The organism is Methylobacterium symbioticum, assembly GCF_902141845.1.
Classification (GTDB): Bacteria; Pseudomonadota; Alphaproteobacteria; order Rhizobiales; family Beijerinckiaceae; genus Methylobacterium; species Methylobacterium symbioticum.
In genome coordinates this window covers 1-20480 of record NZ_CABFPH010000071.1, presented here as the reverse complement: position 1 = coordinate 20480, position 20480 = coordinate 1, and the positions used below count along the sequence as shown (strand labels likewise).

The following is a 20480-nucleotide window of genomic DNA, read 5'->3' as shown; positions in this document are numbered from 1 at the left end:
CGCTCAGCCGGGCTCGCCGTCCTGCAGGCGGTCGAGCGTCGGCCACAGGCGCTCGGCCCGGGCGATCAGGTCCGGCTCCCCGGCGAGGCGCTCGATCAGCCGGTCGCGCCGGTCCGAATCGCGGAACAGGTAGAGCCGGCCCTCGAGCCGCGCGAAGACCAGGGGGTCGGCATCCACGAGGCGGCCCTCCAGCACGCCCACGGGATCGTGACCGCCGAGGCGCGGCGCGTAGACCTCCGGATCGCGGGCGAAGGCCGCGCGGTTGGCGGCGCTCGCGAAGCGCCAGCCGCGGCCCCGCCAGGCAAGCTCGTGGGCCGGCGAGCCCGCCTGCGGGCCCTCCGGCAGGAAGTAGCTCACCGCGTCGAAGCCGCGCAGCGCCAGGCCGTCCGCCGCCCCGGCCGGCCGCGCGGCAGCGAGGGCAACGGCGAGGACGTTACGGCGCGTTAACCACATCGTCGCTCTACTCCGGCAGCCCGCCCGGACGTCGCGACAGGCCATCGCCGGTTTGCCGCAATTTCGGAGCGAGAGTCAGCCACCCGCTCGACCTGAACCGCGGGCCCCGCGCCGGAGGAGGACAATGACGGCACGAGACCATCACGGCGCCGCCCGGCGCAAGACCCTGCACGGGTCGCAGCGCGGATCCCGCCGCGACGCCCTCGCCGGGCTCGCGGCGCTGGCGGCCGGCTTCTGCATCGGCGGCACCGCCGAGGCGCGCCCCGGCGACGACGGCGCCCTACCGGACAATTTCCGCCCCGGCGAGATCGTCGACAACGGTCACCGCTTCTTCGGCTCGGTCTCCCGCGGCCTCGCCCTGACCGTGGAGGAGGCGACCCGGCGCTGGGGCGAGCCGAACGGCTACATCCTCGGCCAGGAAGCGGGCGGCGCGATCGTCGGCGGCCTCCGCTACGGCGAGGGCACGCTCTACACCCGCAACGCCGGAAGCCGGCGGGTCTACTGGCAGGGCCCGTCGCTCGGCTTCGACGTGGGCGGGGACGGGGCGCGCACCATGATGCTCGTCTACAACCTCCCCTCCGTGCGCGGCCTCTACCGCCGCTTCGGGGGCATCGACGGATCCGCCTACTTCATCGGCGGCTTCGGCATGACGGCGGTGACGAATGACGGCGTCGTGGTCGTGCCGATCCGCAGCGGAGTCGGCGCGCGGCTCGGCATCAATGTCGGCTATCTGAAGTTCACCGCGCAGCCGACCTGGAACCCGTTCTGACGGGACCGCCAGCCCGCCGCGCCCACCCGCCGCGGCGCCGTGCGCGGGGCGGGGTGGCCCGGACACTCGAGCTTCGGCTACAATGCCGGGTCCATTGCGGCACCTCCGCGCCTCACAGGGGCGCGGAGGTGCTCTATATCCATGGCGACCGCACGATGATTTCGGAAGGCCGGCTTCGACGTTTCCGCATCGTGCCCTGTCGCCGGGGCAGGCCCGGCCCGGCCCGTTGGGAGCTGTCCCGCGCGTGATCGAGTCCCTGATGATCTTCGCTCTCGGCTTCCTCGCCGCGAGCCTGTTCGGCCTCCTGCTGCTGCCGGCCCTGAACGCGCGCGCCGCCCGCCTCGCGCGCCGCCGGGCGGAGGCGCTGGTGCCGCTGGCGCCGGAGGAGATCGCCGCCGAGCGCGACTTCCTGCGCGCGCGCTTCGCCGTGGAGCAGCGCCGGATGGAGCGCAGGGTGGAGGCGGTGACGGCGCGCCGCCAGGCCGACATGGCCGCGATCGGGGCCCGCACGGTGGAAGCCGCCCGCCTCTCGGAGGAGCTCGAGCGGCGTAAGATCGAGATCGCCGAGGGGGAGGCCCTGCGCGCCCGGCTCTCGGACGAGCTCGACACGGCCCGCGCCGACGGGCAGGCGAGCCTGGCCACGCTTCAGGCCCTCGAGGAGGCCCATGCCGACCTTTTGGACGGTCTCCTCGCCGCGCGCCGGGAGCGTGCGGCGGCCATCGAGAGCGCCGCCGCCGCCAGTCAGGAGGACCTGCGGGCCCGGCTCTCGGCCGCGGAGGACGCCCTCGCGCAGGCCCTGTCGGCCCGCCGCGACGCGGTCGAGCAGGAGAATGCCGACTTGCGCACCCGCATCGGCGAGGTCGCCGACGCACTCACCCGGCGCGAGCGCCTGCCCGGAGCCGGCGCGTTTCCCCCCTCGGCGGCCCCGTCCGTGGCCACCGCGCGCGGCTGACCCCCACGCCGAAGGTGCGGACGGCCGCCATTCACGCACGGGGTGCCTTGTTTCGACCACGCAAAGGCATCATCGGAGCGTCACTTTGACGAGAATCGGACAGATGGAACGAGGCACCATGGCCCTCAAGCTCACGACCTTCGCCCTCGCGCTCGGCATCGCCGCCCTCAGCGTGCCTGCCGCCGCGCAGCAGACGAGGCGGGGCAACGAGACGCTGAAGAAGTACTGCACCGGCGATTATCTGAACTATTGCGGCAACCTCGCTCCCGAGGATCCGGCACTGGATGCCTGTTTCGAGCGGAACTGGACCTCGCTCTCCGAGAATTGCCGCCGCGCCATCGACGCCTACCAGGCCCAGCAGGGCGCCAAGGGCAACAAGCGCGGCTGACGCAGCCGCCCGCCCCCTCGGGCTGCCGGGGCGGGCCCCGTCAGTAACGCACGCTCAGCGGTGCCCCTTCGAGGGGCGCCGCCGCGACCGGGACCGCGACGAGGCCGCAGCGGGCGGCGGCATCCGGCGGCAGAAGCGGATCCAGGAGCGGGCTCCGGCCTGTCAGGGCCGCGATGGCGCGCTCCGCCTCGACGCCCCCCGAGCCCGGCAGCGCGGCGAAGAGATGTTCGAGGGCGTAGCGATAGCGCCCCGCCCGCGCTCCCGCCTCAAGCCGCACCCAGGCGATCAGGCAGCGGTTCTCGGCCACACGCAAGGCAGCCTCACGCACGGCCCCATCCTCCAGGCTGCTGGCGAAGGGCAGGCTGCGCAGGCGCCGCGCGTCGGCGGCGACAACCCGCGCGGCGGCGTCCGCGAAGACCGGGAGCAGCCGGGCATCCGCGCCGGCATCCTCCGACAGGCGGCGGTAGAGGGAGACCTGCGAGCGCGCAGGGGCCGCCATCAAGCCATCGTAATAGGCCGCGACCGGCTCCGGTGCGTAGCCCGGCGGCAGGACGCGGGCGCGCGCGAGATTGGCGAGCGCATCCCGAAAGACATCGCCCGGGATCGCCGGCATCAGGAAGCGCCAGGCGCGGTCGCGCAGGATCTGCTCGTCGTCGGTCAGCGGCAGCAGGGCGGCCTCGCCCCGCGCGGCCGCAGACAGGGTGCCCGTGGTTTCGACCAGGGCGTTCCAGGCGCTCGGTGCGGGGCGCCCGAAATCACCCGGCTGCGCGCAGGCGCCGGGCAGGAGGGCGAGGAGCGCCGCGGCTGCGAGGCGGCCCGTCAGCAAGCGCGGCGCTCGTAACGCACGCCGAGGAAGAGCAGGATCTCGCCCCGCCGCTCGTCCGGGGCCGTGCTGCGCCGGGCCGGGCGCTCCTGCGGCAGCGGGACGATCGCGGCGGAGGGTCGCGGACGGCGTCCGGACACGGCCAGATCCCGGGCGGTCTCGCCCTCGTTCGCGGCACGGGCCGGCAGGGCGGGCGGGCAGAGATAGGTCGAGAGCTGCACGGTTCGGCTCCTGTCGGCGATCCGGACACGGGGCCCGGGCCCTCCGGAAAGGGCGTCGGCAAGGGCAATGGCGGGAGATCAGCACAACGTGGTTAACGAGAACTTGACGGCACCGGACCGATGCGACCCGGCCGCGCCCGGGAGGCTGGCGCGTGGCTTGCATCGCACAGACGGCCCATGGCGGGCGTTTCCTCCCTTAGACTTGGCCCTGCCCCACCGGGTGGGGCCTTTTTCTTGCCAGATTCCTTGACGGAACTCCGACCGTGCCGGGCCGGGTGGCCGGACCGCCCCCTGGAACCGGAGGGGCGATCCGGCGCTTGCATAGCGGCGCCGGGGCCCGATATGGCGGGCCGCGCACGAGATCTGCGGATGGACATGCAAGGACACGGCTGGATGCGACTGGACACGGCACCATTCGAGCCCTCGGCCTCGACCCGGCGGACCGCCCGGCCGGCGGCCCACACGCCCATCCTCGCCAGCCTGTCGCTGGCCCTCGCCCTCACGGCACTGGGCGCGGCCCCGGCCCTCGCCCAGCGCGAGGATCAAGGGCTGCAGCTCGGCTGCGCCAACGACTATTTCCGCCTCTGCGTCGGCGTCGATCCGAATAGCCCCGAGGCCGAGCGCTGCATGACCCGCAACCGCAAGCGCCTGTCGCCCGAGTGTCGCGCCGCGATCGGCGACTACGATCGCCGCACCGGCGGCAAGTCGATGCCCGAGGATTGATCTTACCTCTTGGAATACCTCACGAAACGCCCGACGATCGGGAGATCTCCCACTGGGCACGACGGCGCAGCGGGCGTTTTGGGAGAGGCGCTTCGTGCGATGACGGCGAGGACCGAGCCGGCGGGCTCGTGCGGCGCCTGAAGAGGGATCGGTCGGATCCTGCCCGATCCTCGGCGCCCCGCAGGGCGCGTCCGCGTCCGGCGGGGGTTGCAAGTCCCCCGCTCTTCGCGCTCTCTCGCGCCGGGGTGCCCGCCCCATCCGAGAAATAGGGGCGCATGCGGGCGCCCCACGCGACGAGCGGAAGCGACATGGCCCTGACCGTGGCGGTCCAGATGGACCCGATCCAGGCGATCCGGATCGCCGGGGACACCACCTTCGCCCTCTTGCTGGAGGCGCAGGCGCGGGGCCACCGCCTGCTCTACTACACGCCCGACCGGCTCTCCCTGCAGAACGGGCGCGTCACCGCCCGCGCCGAGCCGCTGCGGGTACAGGACGTGGAGGGCGCGCATTTCGAACTCGGCCCGATCGCGCGGGTCGATCTGGCCGAGGAGGCGGACGTGGTGCTGATGCGCCAGGACCCACCCTTCGACATGGCCTACGTGACGGCCACGCACATGCTGGAGCGGATCCACCCGAAGACGCTGGTGGTGAACAACCCCTTCGAGGTGCGCAACGCCCCCGAGAAGCTCTTCGTCCTCGATTTCCCCGAGCTGATGCCGCCGACCCTGATCAGCCGCGACAAGGCGGAGATCGAGGCCTTCCGCCGCGAGCACGGCACGGTGGCGATGAAGCCGCTGCACGGCCATGGCGGCGCCGCGGTGTTCCGCGTCTCGGAGACGGATCCGAATTTCGGCTCGATGTTCGACCTGTTCGCGGCGACCTTCCGGGAGCCGTGGGTGGTGCAGCGCTTCCTTGAGAAAGTCACGGAGGGCGACAAGCGCATCATCCTCGTGGACGGCGAGCCGATGGGCGCGATCAACCGGGTGCCAGCCCTGAACGACATCCGCTCGAACATGGTGCGCGGGGGCGCGGCCGCCGCCTCCGACCTGACCGAGCGCGAGCGCGCGATCTGCGCCACGATCGGCCCGGAACTGCGACGGCGCGGCCTGATCCTCGTCGGGATCGACGTGATCGACGGGCACCTCACGGAGATCAACGTGACCTCGCCGACCGGCATCCGCGCGATCCGGCGGCTCGGCGGACCCGACCTCGCGATCTCCGTCTGGGACGCGATCGAGGCGCGCCGCGCGGGCTGACGCCGGTCCGGGGGCCGTTCTCCCGGACCTGTCGGGTCATCCGGCTTCCCCACAGTCCCGAGACCGTCTTCGAGCCGGAGGCATACCGCTTCATCGAAAGAGCGCGCGTCGAAACAAGTGCTCAGGGCATCGTCGTGAATCCGGTTTCCAGGACGATGGCCAGAGCCGTTCCGGCCGGCACCGTGCCCGGGGCTGGCGTCAGGGGATGAGGGATGGCGCCCTCGCTCGGACGCCGCGGGATCAGGCGCGTCCGTCCGGCATCCCGTCACCCGGCGAGACCTCGGCGGCCTCGAGATAGGCGCCATCGAACTCGGCGATCGCGCGCAGGCGCTCCGGGTCCTGGATCACGAACCGGCGCCCCTTCAGCTCGATCAGGCCCTCGCGCCGCATGTCCCGCAGGGTGCGGTTGACGTGCACGCTGGTCAGGGCCGTGGTGTCCGACAGGCCGACCTGGGTGAGATGCAGGTCGAAGGCGTAGCCGCTGGTGAGGCCGACCTGGGCGAGGCGCGCGTGCAGCTCGCAGAACAGGTGCGCCAGACGCTCGCGTGCCGAGCGGCGGCCGATGCTCACCATCCACTCGCGGGCGACCGCCTCGTCCACGAGCCGGGCGAGGTCGAGGGCGCGGGCGAGTGCCGGATGCTGCTCGACCATCGCGAGATAGCTCTCGCGCGGGATACGGGCCACGGTGCAGGACGAGAGCGTACCGACCGTGTGGTCCATCGGCCGGGGATAGACGAGATTCGCGGCGCACAGGTCGCCGGGGAGGAGGTGTGCCAGGATCTGGCAGGCGCCGCTCGGCCGGTGCCGGTAGCGGCCGGCGAATCCCTGAAGGACGACGATCGCGGCATCCGGCACCTCGCCCTGCCGCAGCAGCTCGGAATGGGGCCCATGGCGCCGGGACCGGGCGCAGAGCTGTTCCAGGGCGGCCCGGTCGGCGGCCGCGAGCGGAACCATCCGTGCGAGCTTGCGCACGACGAGCGCCGCCGCGGACTCGCCGGCCATTCGCCCCTGATGTGCCGGAGACGGCGCGACGGGCAGGTCCATCAGACCCCCGATCCTTCGGACCACGTCGCGGCAGCGGGGACCGGCGAGAAGCGCTCGCCGGTCACGGCTGCGGGCCTGCTTCGGCGGCAGGGGCCGGCATAGTCCGGGCACGGGAGGCGCTGACGATCCGGGGCAGCCCGCGGCCCACCGGAACAATATCGTCTCTCTCACACCTGCCAAGTCTCATCCTTCGGCTTGTAGTCAGAGGAAAAATGCGACGCCAGAGACTCTCGCACTTCGGTGCGGTATCGAACAAACCTTATTGTGCAAACCTGAAAAGCTTAACATGGATCAATTTCACGGCTTATACTCGGATAGTTCTTTGTCGTTCCGATGCGGATATCCTCCGCGCCGCGCGGACGCGCCGCAAATGTTGAATCGGTCGGGGAGATGATGGCGGACCACCTGTCCGGGTATCGCGGCAAGGACTCTGTCCGGTGGCCGCAGCCAACGCTGCGCAACAGGCTGCTCGAGGCCATGACCCCGGAGGATCTCACGCTGATCGCACCGCATCTCCGGGCGGTGGAGCTGAATCTGCGCGACGTGGTCATCGCGCCGGGCCTGCCTGCGGCCAGCTGCTTCTTCGTCGAGGAAGGCGTCGTCTCCGTCGCGACCATGGATCGGCCGGCGCGGATCGAGCTCGGCCTGGTCGGCCGCGAGGGACTGGTCGGCGCGATGCCGGTCCTGCTCGGGGATGGCCGCAGCCCCTATGCGCACATCGTCCAGATGCCGGGGCGCGGGCTCGCCATCCCGAGCCAGGCCCTGCGCGCCGCCGTCGCGCGCAGCGCGAGCCTGCAGTGCCTCCTGCTCGCCTACGTCCAGGCCCAGGCCCTGCAGCTCGCCGAGTCGATCTACGCTCAGGCCGCGCTGAACCTGGATGCCCGGCTCGCCCGCTGGCTGCTGATGTGCCAGGATCGGGTCAGCGGCGATGCCATCGCCCTCACGCACGAGTTCCTCTCGATCATGCTCGGCGTGCAGCGGGCGGGCGTGACCCTCGCGCTGCAGGGGCTGGAGGGCGCCGGCCTGATCCGGGCCCGCCGCAAGCGCATCGAGATCCTCGACCGGGGCGGCCTGGAAGCGCTGACCGAGGGCAGCTACGGCGTTGCCGAGGCCGCCTATACCCGCCTCGTCGAGGGCGACCGGGCGGAGGCGGGATCGGAGGGGTTCAGACCTCCGCCCGCGGCGTGACGTTGAGCTCGGCCCAGTCGAACTCCTCTTCCAGACGATAGTAGGCATCGTCGCCGATGCGGCCCTCGCGGCGCAGGCGCAGGACCGCGTCCCGGGCCGCGCCGATGGCCTGCCGGCGGGCCCCGTCGGAGGGCAGCGATTCCGGGGCGCGGCCCTCCTCGTGACGCTCGGCCTCCTCAAGGGCCGTCTCGAACTCGGCCCGGAGGGCCGCGACCGAGGACGCGTCCCCGGCCGTGCGGAGGCTTTCCAGGGCGGCGGCGTAAGCCTCGGCGCGGGCGCGGCCGGTCTCGCGGCCGACCGGGTCGTCGTCCTCCAGCCGCAGCAGGCGCAGGAGGGGCGCGAGGGTCAGTCCCTGTACGACCAGGGTCCCGATCACCGTGCAGAAGGCGCCGAACACGATGAGGTCGCGCTTCGGAAAGCCCTCGGTGGGCAACGCCAGGGCGGTGGCGATGGTGACGATGCCCCGCATGCCGGACCAGGAGATGGCGAGCGCCGGGGCGAGGCTCGGCTTTGCCCCGCGCCGCAGCTTGCGCCCGAGGCCGCGCAGCCCGTTGGCGGCCACCACCCAGCCGATGCGCACGACCACCACCGCCGCGAACACCGCCGCGGCGAGGATCAGCGCGTCGCTGCGGTCGCTTCCGGTCAGGCGGTCGAGGATCGGGCCGATCTGGATGCCGATCAGCACGAAGGCCAGTACGTTGAGCACGAACACCGCCGTGTCCCACACCGCGTAGGACAGGATACGGGTGCGCGGCGCGGTGAGGCCGGGGCTGTAGCGCGCCACCGTGATCGCGAAGCTGACGATGGTGAGCACGCCCGACAGGTGCAGCCGCTCCGCGATCAGCCAGATCCCGAACGCCGCCACGAATTGCAGCACGATCGTGCTCGGCGCATCGGAGAAGCGGTGCGCGATGGGGAGATAGAGCCGCGCGAGGCAGGGCCCCGCCACGAGGCTGCCGACGACGCCGAGGAGGAAGGTCGGAGCCACCTCGGACAGGTGGAAGCTGCCGGTGACGGCCGCCGCCACGGCGAGGCGGTAGATCAGCAGCGAGCCGGCATCGTTCAGCAGGCTCTCGCCGCGCAGGATCACCGCGACCCGGTGCGGCAGCGCGACATGGCGCAGCACCGAGAGGGCCGCGACCGCGTCCGGCGGCGCCACCACGGCGCCCAGCACCACGCAGGCCGCGATCGGCATGTCCGGCACGACCAGATGCGCGACCAGGGCGACGGCCGCCGTGGTCGCGGCCACGGCGCCCAGGGCGAGGCCGCCGACCGAGCGCCAGTTCGCCTTCAGGTCGCGCAGCGAGATGTCGTAGCCGGCATCGAGCAGCACCGGCGCGAGGAACAGGGCGAGCGCCAGCTCCGGGTCGAGGGCGAGGTTCGGCACGCCGGGCACGAAGGCGAGGGCGCAGCCGCCGAGCGCCAGGAAGGCCGGATAGGGTGCGCCGACCCGCCGGGCGAGCGCCGCCAGCACCACCGCGCCGAGCAGGACGCCGACGACCCATTCGAAGATCAACATGCCGCGGAAAGAGGTAGGGACCCGCAAGCGTTCCCGGTCCGATTGCCTCGGGCCCGGGCTTTGCAGGCGGGACAGGCTCCCCTAACGCTGCGCCGGCACGAGTCCAGGATCCGCAATGCCCGACACCCCCGTCTTCGCCCACGGCGCCGTCGCCGCCCCTCACAGCCTCGCCGCCCAGGCCGGGCAGAGCGTGCTCGCGCAAGGGGGCAACGCGATCGAGGCCATGGTGGCGATGGCGGCCTCCATCGCGGTGGTCTACCCGCACATGAACGGTATCGGCGGCGACGGCTTCTGGCTGGTGCGCGAGCGCGGCGGCCGGGTCCGCGGGATCGAGGCCTGCGGACCCGCGGGCCGGCTCGCCACGCGGGCGCGCTACCGCGAGAAGGAGCTCGACGCGATCCCGTCGCGCGGCCCCGACGCCATGGTGACGGTAGCGGGCGCGGTCGGCGGCTGGCAGCTCGCCCTCGACCTATCCCGTGCCCTCGGCGGACGGCTGCCGCTCGCCACGCTGCTCGCCGACGCGATCGCCCAGGGGCGCGGCGGCGTTCCGGTCTCGCCCTCCGAGGCGCGCTACGTGCCGCAGGAACTCGACACCCTCCACGACGCCCCGAACTTCGCCGCGACCTTCCTCAAGGACGGCAAGCCCTGGCCGGCCGGCGAGATCCGCGCCCTGCCGAAGATCGCCGCGACGCTGGAGCAGCTCGCCCATGCGGGGCTCGCCGACTTCTACCGCGGCGATGTCGGCCGCGAGATCGCCGCCGACCTTGAGCGCCTCGGTGCGCCGGTGACGCGGGCCGACCTCGAAGCCTATGCCGCGGCCGAGCGGGCACCGCTCTCGATCCGGCGGCGGGACGCCACGCTCTATAACTTCCCACCCCCGACCCAGGGGCTCGCGGCGCTCCTGATCCTCGGGATCTTCGACCGGCTGAACGTGGCCGCGCCCGAGACGCCGGCGCATTACCACGGGCTGATCGAGGCCACGAAGCGGGCCTTCGCGATCCGCGACCGGGTGGTGACCGATTTCGTCCGGCTGCGCCACGATCCCGCTGCCTTCCTCACCCCTGAGCGCCTCGCCCGCGAGGCGGCGCAAGTCGACATGGCCCGCGCCGCGCGGGTGCCGCTGCCGGAGCCCGGCCACGGTGACACGGTGTGGATGGGCGCGATCGACAATGACGGCCTCGCCGTGTCCTACATCCAGTCGGTCTACTGGGAGTATGGTTCGGGCACGGTTTTGCCGGCCACCGGCATCTGCTGGCAGAACCGGGGCATGTCCTTCTCCCTCGACCCGGAGGCGGTGAACCCGCTCGAGCCGGGACGGCGCCCATTCCATACCCTGATCCCGGCCCTGGCCTGCTTCGACGACGGGCGGGTGATGAGCTACGGCAGCATGGGCGGCGACGGGCAGCCGCAATTCCAGGCCCAGATCTTCTCGCGGTACGCCGATTACGGCATGAGCCCGGCCGATGCCGTCGACGCGCCGCGCCTGCTCTACGGGCGCACCTGGGGTGCCCCCTCGCTCAGCGTGAAGGTGGAGAACCGCTTCGATCCCGGCTGCATCGCGGCCCTGCGCCGGCTCGGCCACGAGATCGAGGAGTTGGGCTTCCCCTACACCGATTCCCTCGGCCATGCCGGCATGCTGGTGCGCCACCCGCGCGACGGCCGCATCGAGGCCACGCATGACCCCCGCTCGGATGGCGGCGCGCTCGGCCTGTGAGAGTGGGCCGTGCGGTCGGATCGCGAGGCCGGCCGGCGGATCATGACGCCCTGACGAGGCCTGACCTGCCCCGCCTCGCCAGGGGCCGTGATCCGCGCTAGCATCGGCCCACGCCGCAGCTGGCCGCCGGCGGGACGCCTCGGGACGACCCTGCCCCTAAAGTCCAACTTGATTTGGCAGCCCGGCTGCCGTTGGCTGCAGCGCGAGCCGAACAAGCGCCGGCGAAAACGCCCACGAAGGCGAGAGCGCCGCACGGAGGAAGCCTGAGATGAACAAGCCGGAATTCCTGGCCGACGCCAGGACGAAGTCGCCCTTCTCGGCGCGCTACGACAACTTCATCGGCGGCCAGTGGGTCGCCCCGGCGGCGGGCCGCTACTTCGAGAACACCTCGCCGATCACCGGCAAGGTCGTCTGCGAGGTCGCCCGCTCCGACGCGCAGGACATCGAGAGGGCGCTCGACGCGGCGCATGCCGCCAAGGACGCCTGGGGCGCCACCGCCCCGGCCGAACGCGCCCGCATGCTCCTCAGGATCGCCGACCGGATGGAGGAGAACCTCGATCTGATCGCGCTGGCCGAGACCTGGGACAACGGCAAGCCGATCCGCGAGACCACCGCCGCCGACATCCCGCTCGCCATCGACCACTGGCGCTACTTCGCGAGCTGCCTGCGGGCCCAGGAAGGCTCGATCTCCGAGATCGACCACGACACCGTGGCCTACCATTTCCACGAGCCGCTCGGCGTCGTCGGCCAGATCATCCCGTGGAACTTCCCGATCCTGATGGCGGTCTGGAAGCTCGCCCCGGCGCTCGCCGCCGGCAACTGCGTGGTCCTGAAGCCCGCCGAGCAGACCCCGGCCTCGGTGCTGGTGCTGATGGAGATCATCGGCGACCTGCTGCCGCCGGGCGTCGTGAACGTGGTCAACGGCTTCGGCCTGGAGGCCGGCAAGCCGCTCGCCTCGAACCCGCGCATCGCCAAGATCGCCTTCACCGGTGAGACGACCACGGGCCGTCTCATCATGCAGTACGCCTCGCAGAACCTGATCCCGGTGACGCTGGAGCTCGGCGGCAAGTCGCCGAACATCTTCTTCGCCGACGTGGCGAACGAGGACGACGACTTCTTCGACAAGGCGCTGGAAGGCTTCACCATGTTCGCCCTCAACCAGGGCGAGGTCTGCACCTGCCCCAGCCGCGCGCTGGTGCACGAGTCGATCTACGACCGCTTCATCGAGCGGGCGGTGAAGCGCGTCGAGGCGATCAGCCAGGGCTCGCCCCTGGACCCGGCGACCATGATCGGCGCCCAGGCCTCGTCCGAGCAGCTCGAAAAGATCCTCAGCTACGTCGATATCGGCAAGCAGGAGGGCGCGCAGTGCCTCACGGGCGGTGAGCGCAACGTCAAGGACGGCGATCTCGCGGGCGGCTACTACATGAAGCCGACCGTGTTCCGCGGCCACAACAAGATGCGCATCTTCCAGGAGGAGATCTTCGGTCCCGTCCTGTCGGTCACGACCTTCAAGGACGATGCCGAGGCGCTCTCCATCGCCAACGACACGCTCTACGGCCTCGGCGCCGGCGTCTGGACCCGCGACGGGACCCGCGCCTACCGCTTCGGCCGCGCGATCCAGGCCGGCCGCGTCTGGACGAACTGCTACCATGCCTACCCGGCCCACGCGGCCTTCGGCGGCTACAAGCAGTCCGGCATCGGCCGCGAGACGCACAAGATGATGCTCGATCACTACCAGCAGACCAAGAACATGCTGGTCAGCTACTCGGCGAAGAAGCTCGGCTTCTTCTGAGAGCCCTCCCCTCCCGAGAGGAACCTTGCCCCGGCGCCCCCGCCGGGGCTTTTTCGTCTCAAGGCGCGGCGTGGACTTCCCGACGCCGGGACGCAGATAACAACCGAGGCAACCAGGGAGACGCCCCCATGACCGAGCAGGCTCGAGGCCCGGCCGAGACCGTCGACCCCGTCACCGCCGAGCAGTCCGATGCCGCCGGTACGCCGTTGCGCGTCACCGCGACGCCGGCGGCCCTCGCGCTGATCGAGGAGCTGAAAGGCGAGTACGGGCCGGTGATGTTCCACCAGTCGGGCGGCTGCTGCGACGGCTCCTCGCCGATGTGCTATCCCGTCGGCGACTTCCTCATCGGCGACGGCGACGTGCATCTCGGCCAGGTCGGCGGTGCCGACTTCTACATCTCGCGCTCGCAATTCGCGGTCTGGAAGCATACCCACATCATCCTCGACGTGGTGCCGGGGCGCGGCGGCATGTTCTCCCTGGAGAACGGCCGCGAGAAGCGCTTCCATATCCGCTCGCGCCTGTTCAGCGAGGCCGAGAACGCGGCGCTCGACGGAGCATGCAAGCTCTGAGACCGGGATCCCAAAGGGATCATCCCTTTGGCGGGGTGCCGGGGCGGAGCCCTGGCTTGAAGCCCCAGGGCTCCGCCCTGGACCTGCGAGAGGGGTCACCCCTCTCGACACCTGGATGTCTACCGCGTCTCGGTGCGCTCGGCGGCAATCCGTTCGGCCCGCGCCTTCTCCTCGCTCGACAGGCCCGAGAGGGTCTGGTCGAGCCAGGCATCGGAGAGGCCCTGCTGCGCCGCCATCAGGTTCCAGACGGCCGCCTCGAGGGGGCTCTTCTGCAGGCCGCGGCCGGTGGCGTAGATCTTGGCGACGCGGTTCTGGGCGATGGCGTTGCCGCGCTGGGCCGCGTGCAGGAAGTAACGGGCGGCCCGGACCTCGTCCTTCGGCAGGCCGTTGCCGTTGAACAGTAGGATCGCGAACTCGACCTCGCCGGCAAGATCGCCGTTATCGGCGGCACGGCGGAACCATTCGGCGGCCTTGGCCGGATCCTTCGGCAGGCCGCGGCCCTGGAGGTAGAGCACGCCGAGCGCGTGCTGGGCCGGCCCGATCTCGCCCTCCGCGGCCTTCTGGAACAGGGTGGCGGCGCGGCTCTCGTCCTGGGGCGAGCCGGTGCCGAGCAGGAGCAGAGCGAGGTTGTAGGCGGCGGTGGGAGATCCGGCCTCCGACGCCCGCTCCAGCCAGCGCCGACCTTCCTTCGGATCCTTGACGACGCCCCGCCCGTCCAGGGTCATCAGGCCGAGGGAGGACATGGCGGCGGAATCGTTCTGCGCGGCGGCGAGCCGGTACCACTCGGCGGCCTTGACCGGATCCTGACGGATTCCGAGGCCCTGGTTGTAGAGTTCGCCGAGCAGCGTCATCGCCGCCGCGTCCTTGCGGTCGGCCTCGATGCGCTTGGTCGCCTCGCGGAAGGCGGTGACGTACTGGCCGCGCTGATAGGCCCCGTAGGCGAAATCGGGCGGCCGGTTACCGGCAGGCGGCCGGGCGCCGCCGGCATAGTTCGGCGTGTAGGGGCTCGGCAGCTCCCGCATCGGCGGCTTCTTCGGCACATCGGCCGGTGCCGCCTTGGTCGGGTCGGCCGCGCTCTGCGCCGCGAGGGCTTGGCCCGGCACGATCAATCCCGCGAGGACGAGCCCCGCCGCGATCCGCATCCTCATGCGGCGCCTCCCAGCGCCTCCTGCGCGCGGGCGACGCCCGCCGGATCGGCGAGCCAGAGCGCGCTCTCCAGCCCCACGAACTCCGCCCCTGTGGCGGCGTGGCCCGCGACCTCGTCGAGGGTGCAGGCGACCGCGATGCAGGGCGTCTCGAAGATCTCGGCCCACCAGGCGGCGCGCGCGCGCACGCTCTCCGGATCCGGCGCCTCGCCGTCCGGGTAGAGGCCGCCGAACATCAGGTAGTCGGCGCCCGCCTCCCCCGCATCCATGGCGGCGTGGCGCGTCTCGAACCCGCCTGTGCCGAGGATGCGACCGTCGCGCAGGCGCCCGCGGAGATCCGCGAGATCGCCCGGCCGGTCGACATGCACTCCGTCCGCGCCGCCGCGGGTGGCGACGCTGGCGAGGTCGCCCGGGAAGTCGCGGGCCGCGACGACGAGGGCCGCCTCCCGCTCCTGCACCACTGGCGCGACACGCTTCACGAGGGCCGTCAGCGCCCGCTCGTCGGCGGGTGCGAGGCGCAGGATCACCGCGGCGACATCGCCCGCGGCGCAGGCCGCGGCAAGCGCCGGGATCAGGCTGTCGAGATCGCCCGCGCCGACCCCGTGTGGGGTGAGGAGGGCGAGACGGGGAGCGGACTCAGCCATGCGCGTCAGGCAGCGGCCTCGATCTTCGGGTCGAGCGACCCGCTGGCGTAGCGCTTGGCCATCTCGGCCACCGAGATCGGACGGATCTTGGAGCCCTGGCCCGCGGTGTTGAACTCCTCGAAGCGCTGCTTGCAGAGCTTCGTCATCGCCTCCATCGCCGGCTTCAGGTACTTGCGCGGATCGAACTCGGCGGGGTTCTCGGTGAGCACCTTCCGGATCTGGCCGGTCATCGCCATGCGGTTGTCGGTGTCGATGTTGATCTTGCGCACGCCGTGCTTGATGCCGCGCTGGATCTCCTCCACCGGCACGCCCCAGGTCGGCTTCATTTGGCCGCCATACTGGTTGATGATGTCCTGCAGGTCCTGCGGCACCGAGGAGGAGCCGTGCATGACGAGGTGGGTCGTCGGCAGCCGGCGGTGGATCTCCTCGATCACGTTCATCGCGAGCACCGCGCCGTCGGGCTTGCGGGTGAACTTGTAGGCGCCGTGGCTGGTGCCCATGGCGACGGCCAGCGCGTCGACCTTGGTGGCGGCCACGAACTTCACCGCCTCGTCCGGGTCGGTCAGGAGCTGGTCGTGGCTGAGGGTGCCCTCGGCGCCGTGGCCGTCCTCGGCCTCGCCCTGGCCGCTCTCCAGGGAGCCGAGCACGCCGAGCTCGCCCTCAACCGAGACGCCGGCCCAGTGGGCCATCCGGGTGACGTTGCCGGTGATCTCGACGTTGTAGGCGTAGTCGGCCGGGGTCTTGCCGTCGGCCTTGAGAGAGCCGTCCATCATCACCGAGGTGAAGCCGTACTGGATCGCGGTGGCGCAGGTGGCTTCGTTGTTGCCGTGGTCGAGATGCATGCAGACGGGGATATGCGGATAGATCTCGACGAGGCCGTCGATGAGCTTGGCCAGCACCACGTCGTTGGCGTAGGCGCGTGCGCCGCGGCTGGCCTGCAGGATGACCGGGGAATCGGTGGCGTCGGCGGCGGCCATGATGGCCAGCCCCTGCTCCATGTTGTTCAGGTTGAACGCGGGCACGCCGTACTCATGCTCGGCGGCGTGATCGAGAAGCTGCCGAAGGGTGATGCGTGCCATGGTTCGATCCTCGTCCGATGCGGCCTGGCGGGGCCTGTCCCTGAGCTGACGTCTATATAGTGCCGCGGCGCCGGGAGCCTGTTCCGGCAGCCGAAAAACTTGGGCGTTCCGCGCGGGCGCGTGGCTCCGGCGGCGGATCGCGCGGGGCGCGTGGTCCTCCGAACGGAGCCCGTGCCGATCGGACGGATCCGTTGCCTCAGCCCAATCCCGGCGCAGGGCAGGACCGCCCGTCCCCCTGAGAGGACGGCAGCGCCGCGCTAGCCCTTCGCGCGCAAGGCCTCGACGCCCGGCAGTTCCTTGCCCTCGAGCCATTCGAGGAAGGCGCCGCCCGCGGTCGAGACGTAGGAGAAGGCCTCGCCAGCCCCCGCATGGTTGAGGGCCGCGACCGTGTCGCCGCCGCCGGCCACCGAGACGAGCTTGCCGGCCTTCGTGCGCTCGGCCGCGTGGCGGGCGGCCGCGACGGTCGCCGCGTCGAAGGGCGTCAGCTCGAAGGCGCCGAGGGGGCCGTTCCAGACGAGGGTCGCGGCCTCGTCGATCGCCGCCGCGATGGTCTTCACCGAGGCCGGGCCGGCATCGAGGATCATGCCGCTCTCCGGCACGGCATCGACCGGGACCGTCTCGTGCGGCGCGTTCGCCTTGAATTCGGAGGCGACCACCGCGTCGTCCGGCAGGATCACCCGGCAGCGGGCCTCGTCGGCCGCCTTGAGGATGCGGGTCGCCGTCTCGGCGAGGTCCTTCTCGCAGAGCGACTTGCCGACCGCCTTGCCCTGCGCGTGCAGGAAGGTGTTGGCCATGCCGCCGCCGATCACCAGCATGTCGACCTTGGCGACGAGGTTCTGCAGCAGGTCGATCTTCGAAGACACCTTGGCGCCGCCGACAATGGCGATCACCGGCCGGGCCGGCGCCTCGAGGCCCTTGGTGAGCGCGTCGAGCTCGGCCTGCATCAGCCGGCCGGCATAGGCGGGGAGCCGGTGGGCGAGCCCCTCCGTCGAGGCATGCGCGCGGTGCGCCGCCGAGAAGGCCTCGTTGACGTAGATGTCGCCGTTCTCGGCCAGCGCGTCGGTGAAGGCGGGGTCGTTCTTCTCCTCGCCCGCGTGGTAGCGGGTGTTCTCGAGGAGCAGCACCTCGCTGTCCTTCAGCGCGGCGACCGCAGCCTTCGCCGGCTCGCCGACGCAATCGTCGGCGAAGGCGACCGGCCGGCCGAGCGCCTCGGACAGGGCCGGGACGACGGGCGCGAGGGAGTCCTTCGGCTCGCGCTTGCCCTTCGGGCGCCCGAAATGGGCCAGCAGCACCACCTTGCCGCCCTGGTCGGCAATCTCGCGGATGGTCGGCACCACGCGCTCGATACGGGTCGCGTCGGTGACGCGGCTGCCCTCCATCGGCACGTTGAGGTCGACGCGCAGGAGGACGCGCTTGCCCGTCAGCGAGCCGGCGTCGTCGAGGGTGCGGAAGGCGGTCATGCGGGCGCGGGTCTCCGGATCAGCGCGCCGTCGCGGCGGCGTTGGCGCGCGGCGGCAGCAGGGAATCGAGGTTGAGGCGCTGGACCGCGACCATCAGGACCACGGTGAGCACGGCGGTGATGACGGCGGTGAGCACCAGGGCGCCGGTGCCCGGCAGTCGCCGGGTCCGCTCGGTGAGATTGCGCATCTCGGTGCGCAAAGCCGCGAGGTCCGACTGGCGGGCCGCCTCGTTCATGCGCTCGGCGGCGCCCGCGACCTTGTCCTCGACGCGCGAGAGCAGCGCCTCGGAGCGGGCGTACTTGTCCTCGATGCGCGAGCACTTGTCCTCGATCCGGGCGAGCTGGTCGAAGAACGGGTTCGCGGTGGCGGAGGCCTCGGCGCTGGCCGCGGGGACGGGCTTCGGCGGCGGCGGTGCCACGGGCGGGGCGCTCACGGGAGGAATGAAGCTCCCCTCGGACGGCTTGCTCGGCGCGGCGTCGGTCATCGGGAGCACCTCGGACGTAAGAAACCGGAACCAGGGCCGCCCGCGCGGACGCAGGCGGCGTAACAGAGATGCGGCCGCCGGAGCGGCCGCGATCGGGGTTCAGATGAGCTTGGCCATCGCCACGGCGGTGTCGGCCATGCGGTTCGAGAAGCCCCACTCGTTGTCGTACCAGGACAGGATGCGCACGAAGGTGCCGTCCATGACCTTGGTCTGGTCGAGGTGGAAGGTCGAGGAATGGGGATCGTGGTTGAAATCGATCGACACGTTCGGCCGATCGGTCACGCCGAGCACGCCCTTGAGCGGGCCGGCAGCAGCCGCCCTGATCGCGTCGTTGATCTCCTGGACCGAGGTCTCGCGCTTGGCCGTGAAGACGAGATCGACCGCCGAGACGTTCGGCGTCGGCACGCGGATCGCGGTGCCGTCGAGCTTGCCCTTCAGCTCCGGCAGGACGAGGCCGACCGCCTTGGCGGCGCCCGTCGAGGTCGGGATCATCGAGAGCGCCGCGGCACGCGCCCGGTACAGATCCTTGTGCATCTGGTCGAGCGAGGGCTGGTCGTTGGTGTAGGAGTGGATGGTCGTCATGAAGCCGCGCTCGATGCCGACCGTCTCGTTCAGCACCTTGGCCACAGGCGCGAGGCAGTTCGTGGTGCAGGAGGCGTTCGAGACGACGAGATGATCGGCCGTCAGCTTGTCGTGGTTGACGCCGTAGACGACCGTCAGGTCGGCGCCGTCGGCGGGCGCCGAGACGAGGACGCGCTTGGCGCCCGCGTCGAGATGGGCCTTGGCCTTGTCCTTCGAGGTGAAGATGCCGGTGCATTCGAGGGCGATGTCGACGCCCAGATCCCGGTGCGGCAGCTCGGCCGGGTTGCGCACGGCCGTGACCTTGATGCGCTTGCCGTCGACCACGAGGAACTCGCCGTCCACTGCGACCTCGCCGGGATAGCGGCCGTGCACGGAATCGTAGCGGAGCAGGTGAGCGTTGGTCTCGACCGGACCGAGGTCGTTGATGGCGACCACCTCGATGTCCTTGCGGCCGGCTTCGTGGATGGCGCGCAGCACGTTGCGGCCGATGCGCCCGAACCCGTTGATGGCTACCTTGACGGTCACGGCGTGTTTCCTTCCTGCTTAAGGGGCGCCACGCAGCGGGCGTCCGAGGCGGCGAGCGGTGCGCGGCGGGGGCCCGACGGCACCTCCGCGATGCGGATTGCTCTGTGGCTGCCGGCGCTGAACCGGCGATGAACCGGAGCCGGACATGACCCATGGCGGACCGGCCGCGCCGTCGCCGCCGGGATCAACCGATCCGCGGACCGCGCGCGCGAGGGCCAAAGGACTGTCACAGGTCGGGGTTCCGGCTGTTCCCGCGCGCCCCTTCGGGGCACGCGGCGGCTGTCTAACATGGGACCTTGACCTGTCAAACGTAAGCCCGTGACAAACCTGGCCGATCGGTGGACAGAGGTGTGTGCCGCCGTGAAAAGACCTGACGGATCCGAGCGATGCGCGAGAATTTCCGGATGGGACAGCAAGTCCAGGACGCGAATTCCGGCTGGAAATCGCGCCCGGATTTCGGGACAACCGGGCCGACCATCGGAGAGAAGCCGGCTATGAGCTCCAGGCCATGAGTTCCGATCCTGCTGCGCCCAGCGTAGACGGCGCCCTCGCCCGGCTCGACGCCGCCCTCGCGCGCCTGGAGGCGGGGATCGCCCGGCGCGTCGAGGCCGAGGCCGCGCCGGACGACCGCGATACCGAACTCGCGCTGATGGCCGAGGACCGGGCGCGGCTCGCCGCCGCCCTCGACGCCGCGAGCGCCCGCCTCGCGGCTATGGAGGGCACGGCGAGCGAGGTCGGCGAGCGCCTGGACCGGGCGATCGAGGCCGTCGAGGGCGTGCTCGCACGCGAGGCGTGACCCCCGGCCGGCCTCGCTGCATCATGGCCGCTTGACCGGCCGCCCGTCCGCGCCGCAGCCTCCCCGCTCACTCCCGGATCCCCACGCGATGCCCCAGATCCAGGTCACCATCGACGGCAAGAGCTACCGCATGGCCTGCGGCGAGGGCGAGGAGGGCCATCTCGCCGCACTCGCGGAGGGGCTCGGCACGCGTATCGGAGAGATGCGGCAGGCCTTCGGCGAGATCGGCGACATGCGCCTGCAGGTGATGGCCGCTCTGACCCTCGCCGACGAGCTGGGCGAGGCGCGGCGCCGGCTCGCGGCGGCGGAGAGCGAGGCGGGCCAGCTGCGCGCGGAGGCCGCGCAGCGGGCGGA

At 71.6% G+C, this 20480-nt stretch carries 22 protein-coding genes; 11 read left to right on the top strand and 11 right to left on the bottom strand.

The genetic code is table 11. From position 1 onward, the window contains the following. Positions 1–3: 3 nt before the first annotated feature. Positions 4–453 (bottom strand): YHS domain-containing (seleno)protein, encoded by a 450-nt coding sequence (locus tag MET9862_RS20280; protein ID WP_142584685.1) that lies wholly within the window; start codon positions 451–453, stop codon positions 4–6. Positions 454–577: 124 nt separating this feature from the next. Here MET9862_RS20280 and MET9862_RS20275 point away from each other — a divergent pair, with 124 nt between their 5' ends. The 3 genes from MET9862_RS20275 (at position 578) to MET9862_RS20265 (ending at position 2562) form a co-directional block, all read left to right on the top strand. Then, the gene (locus MET9862_RS20275) at positions 578–1222 is read left to right on the top strand and encodes a DUF1134 domain-containing protein (RefSeq protein WP_142584684.1); all 645 of its coding nucleotides are present in this window, start codon (positions 578–580) and stop codon (positions 1220–1222) included. 244 nt (positions 1223–1466) lie between these two features. Further along, entirely contained in the window at positions 1467–2174 is a 708-nt protein-coding gene (locus tag MET9862_RS20270) for a hypothetical protein (RefSeq protein ID WP_142584683.1), read from the top strand. Between the two features lie 118 nt (positions 2175–2292). Next, positions 2293–2562, top strand: a complete 270-nt coding sequence (locus MET9862_RS20265) for a 3',5'-cyclic-nucleotide phosphodiesterase (protein ID WP_142584693.1) — start codon at positions 2293–2295, stop codon at positions 2560–2562. A 40-nt stretch (positions 2563–2602) separates the two neighbouring features. Here the strand turns inward: MET9862_RS20265 and MET9862_RS20260 are convergent, their stop codons facing one another. After that, positions 2603–3388: a hypothetical protein gene (locus tag MET9862_RS20260; RefSeq protein WP_142584682.1), complete on the bottom strand. Its 786-nt coding sequence runs from the start codon at positions 3386–3388 to the stop codon at positions 2603–2605. Continuing rightward, positions 3382–3606, bottom strand: a complete 225-nt coding sequence (locus tag MET9862_RS20255) for a hypothetical protein (RefSeq protein WP_142584681.1) — start codon at positions 3604–3606, stop codon at positions 3382–3384. Before MET9862_RS20255 ends, MET9862_RS20260 begins: the two co-directional genes overlap by 7 nt. Positions 3607–3999: 393 nt before the next feature. Between MET9862_RS20255 and MET9862_RS20250 the strand changes: the two genes are divergently transcribed. Both MET9862_RS20250 and gshB read left to right on the top strand, forming a co-directional pair. Further along, positions 4000–4329, top strand: a complete 330-nt coding sequence (locus tag MET9862_RS20250; RefSeq protein WP_244612814.1) for a hypothetical protein — start codon at positions 4000–4002, stop codon at positions 4327–4329. A gap of 308 nt (positions 4330–4637) precedes the next feature. Continuing rightward, positions 4638–5585 (top strand): glutathione synthase, encoded by a 948-nt coding sequence (gene gshB / locus MET9862_RS20245; RefSeq protein ID WP_142584680.1) that lies wholly within the window; start codon positions 4638–4640, stop codon positions 5583–5585. A 240-nt stretch (positions 5586–5825) separates the two neighbouring features. Here gshB and MET9862_RS20240 read toward each other — a convergent pair whose 3' ends face one another. Further along, positions 5826–6587 carry a Crp/Fnr family transcriptional regulator gene (locus MET9862_RS20240; RefSeq protein ID WP_185156947.1) on the bottom strand — a complete coding sequence of 254 codons (762 nt, stop codon included), beginning with the start codon at positions 6585–6587 and terminating at the stop codon, positions 5826–5828. Between the two features lie 435 nt (positions 6588–7022). Here MET9862_RS20240 and MET9862_RS20235 point away from each other — a divergent pair, with 435 nt between their 5' ends. Beyond that, positions 7023–7817 carry a Crp/Fnr family transcriptional regulator gene (locus MET9862_RS20235; protein ID WP_142584678.1) on the top strand — a complete coding sequence of 265 codons (795 nt, stop codon included), beginning with the start codon at positions 7023–7025 and terminating at the stop codon, positions 7815–7817. Here the strand turns inward: MET9862_RS20235 and MET9862_RS20230 are convergent. Next, positions 7795–9336, bottom strand: a complete 1542-nt coding sequence (locus MET9862_RS20230) for a cation:proton antiporter (RefSeq protein WP_142584677.1) — start codon at positions 9334–9336, stop codon at positions 7795–7797. The genes MET9862_RS20235 and MET9862_RS20230 overlap by 23 nt on opposite strands. A gap of 115 nt (positions 9337–9451) precedes the next feature. Here MET9862_RS20230 and MET9862_RS20225 point away from each other — a divergent pair, with 115 nt between their 5' ends. From MET9862_RS20225 to MET9862_RS20215, 3 genes are all read left to right on the top strand, one after another. Beyond that, positions 9452–11050: a gamma-glutamyltransferase family protein gene (locus MET9862_RS20225; RefSeq protein WP_142584676.1), complete on the top strand. Its 1599-nt coding sequence runs from the start codon at positions 9452–9454 to the stop codon at positions 11048–11050. 268 nt (positions 11051–11318) lie between these two features. Further along, complete coding sequence (gene adh, locus MET9862_RS20220) at positions 11319–12842, top strand: aldehyde dehydrogenase (RefSeq protein WP_142584675.1); 1524 nt, start codon at positions 11319–11321, stop codon at positions 12840–12842. A gap of 128 nt (positions 12843–12970) precedes the next feature. Beyond that, entirely contained in the window at positions 12971–13411 is a 441-nt protein-coding gene (locus MET9862_RS20215; RefSeq protein WP_142584674.1) for a DUF779 domain-containing protein, read from the top strand. Positions 13412–13530: 119 nt separating this feature from the next. Here the strand turns inward: MET9862_RS20215 and MET9862_RS20210 are convergent, their stop codons facing one another. The 6 genes from MET9862_RS20210 to gap form a co-directional block, all read right to left on the bottom strand. Continuing rightward, entirely contained in the window at positions 13531–14553 is a 1023-nt protein-coding gene (locus MET9862_RS20210) for a tetratricopeptide repeat protein (RefSeq protein WP_438616638.1), read from the bottom strand. A gap of 2 nt (positions 14554–14555) precedes the next feature. Then, entirely contained in the window at positions 14556–15200 is a 645-nt protein-coding gene (locus MET9862_RS20205) for a thiamine phosphate synthase (RefSeq protein ID WP_142584672.1), read from the bottom strand. A 5-nt stretch (positions 15201–15205) separates the two neighbouring features. Next, positions 15206–16279, bottom strand: a complete 1074-nt coding sequence (fba, locus tag MET9862_RS20200) for a class II fructose-bisphosphate aldolase (RefSeq protein WP_142584671.1) — start codon at positions 16277–16279, stop codon at positions 15206–15208. A 257-nt stretch (positions 16280–16536) separates the two neighbouring features. After that, positions 16537–17739, bottom strand: coding sequence for a phosphoglycerate kinase (locus MET9862_RS20195; protein WP_142584670.1), 1203 nt, complete (start codon positions 17737–17739; stop codon positions 16537–16539). Between the two features lie 19 nt (positions 17740–17758). Further along, positions 17759–18223 (bottom strand): hypothetical protein, encoded by a 465-nt coding sequence (locus tag MET9862_RS20190; protein ID WP_142584669.1) that lies wholly within the window; start codon positions 18221–18223, stop codon positions 17759–17761. A 99-nt stretch (positions 18224–18322) separates the two neighbouring features. Further along, a complete protein-coding gene (gene gap, locus MET9862_RS20185) occupies positions 18323–19330 on the bottom strand; it encodes a type I glyceraldehyde-3-phosphate dehydrogenase (RefSeq protein WP_142584668.1) in 1008 nt (335 codons plus the stop codon). Between the two features lie 508 nt (positions 19331–19838). Between gap and MET9862_RS20180 the strand changes: the two genes are divergently transcribed. Together MET9862_RS20180 and MET9862_RS20175 are read left to right on the top strand one after the other, a co-directional pair. Beyond that, positions 19839–20126, top strand: a complete 288-nt coding sequence (locus MET9862_RS20180; RefSeq protein WP_142584667.1) for a DUF4164 family protein — start codon at positions 19839–19841, stop codon at positions 20124–20126. An 88-nt stretch (positions 20127–20214) separates the two neighbouring features. Continuing rightward, on the top strand, positions 20215–20480 hold a 266-nt coding region (locus tag MET9862_RS20175; RefSeq protein WP_142584666.1), incomplete at its 3' end, for a cell division protein ZapA.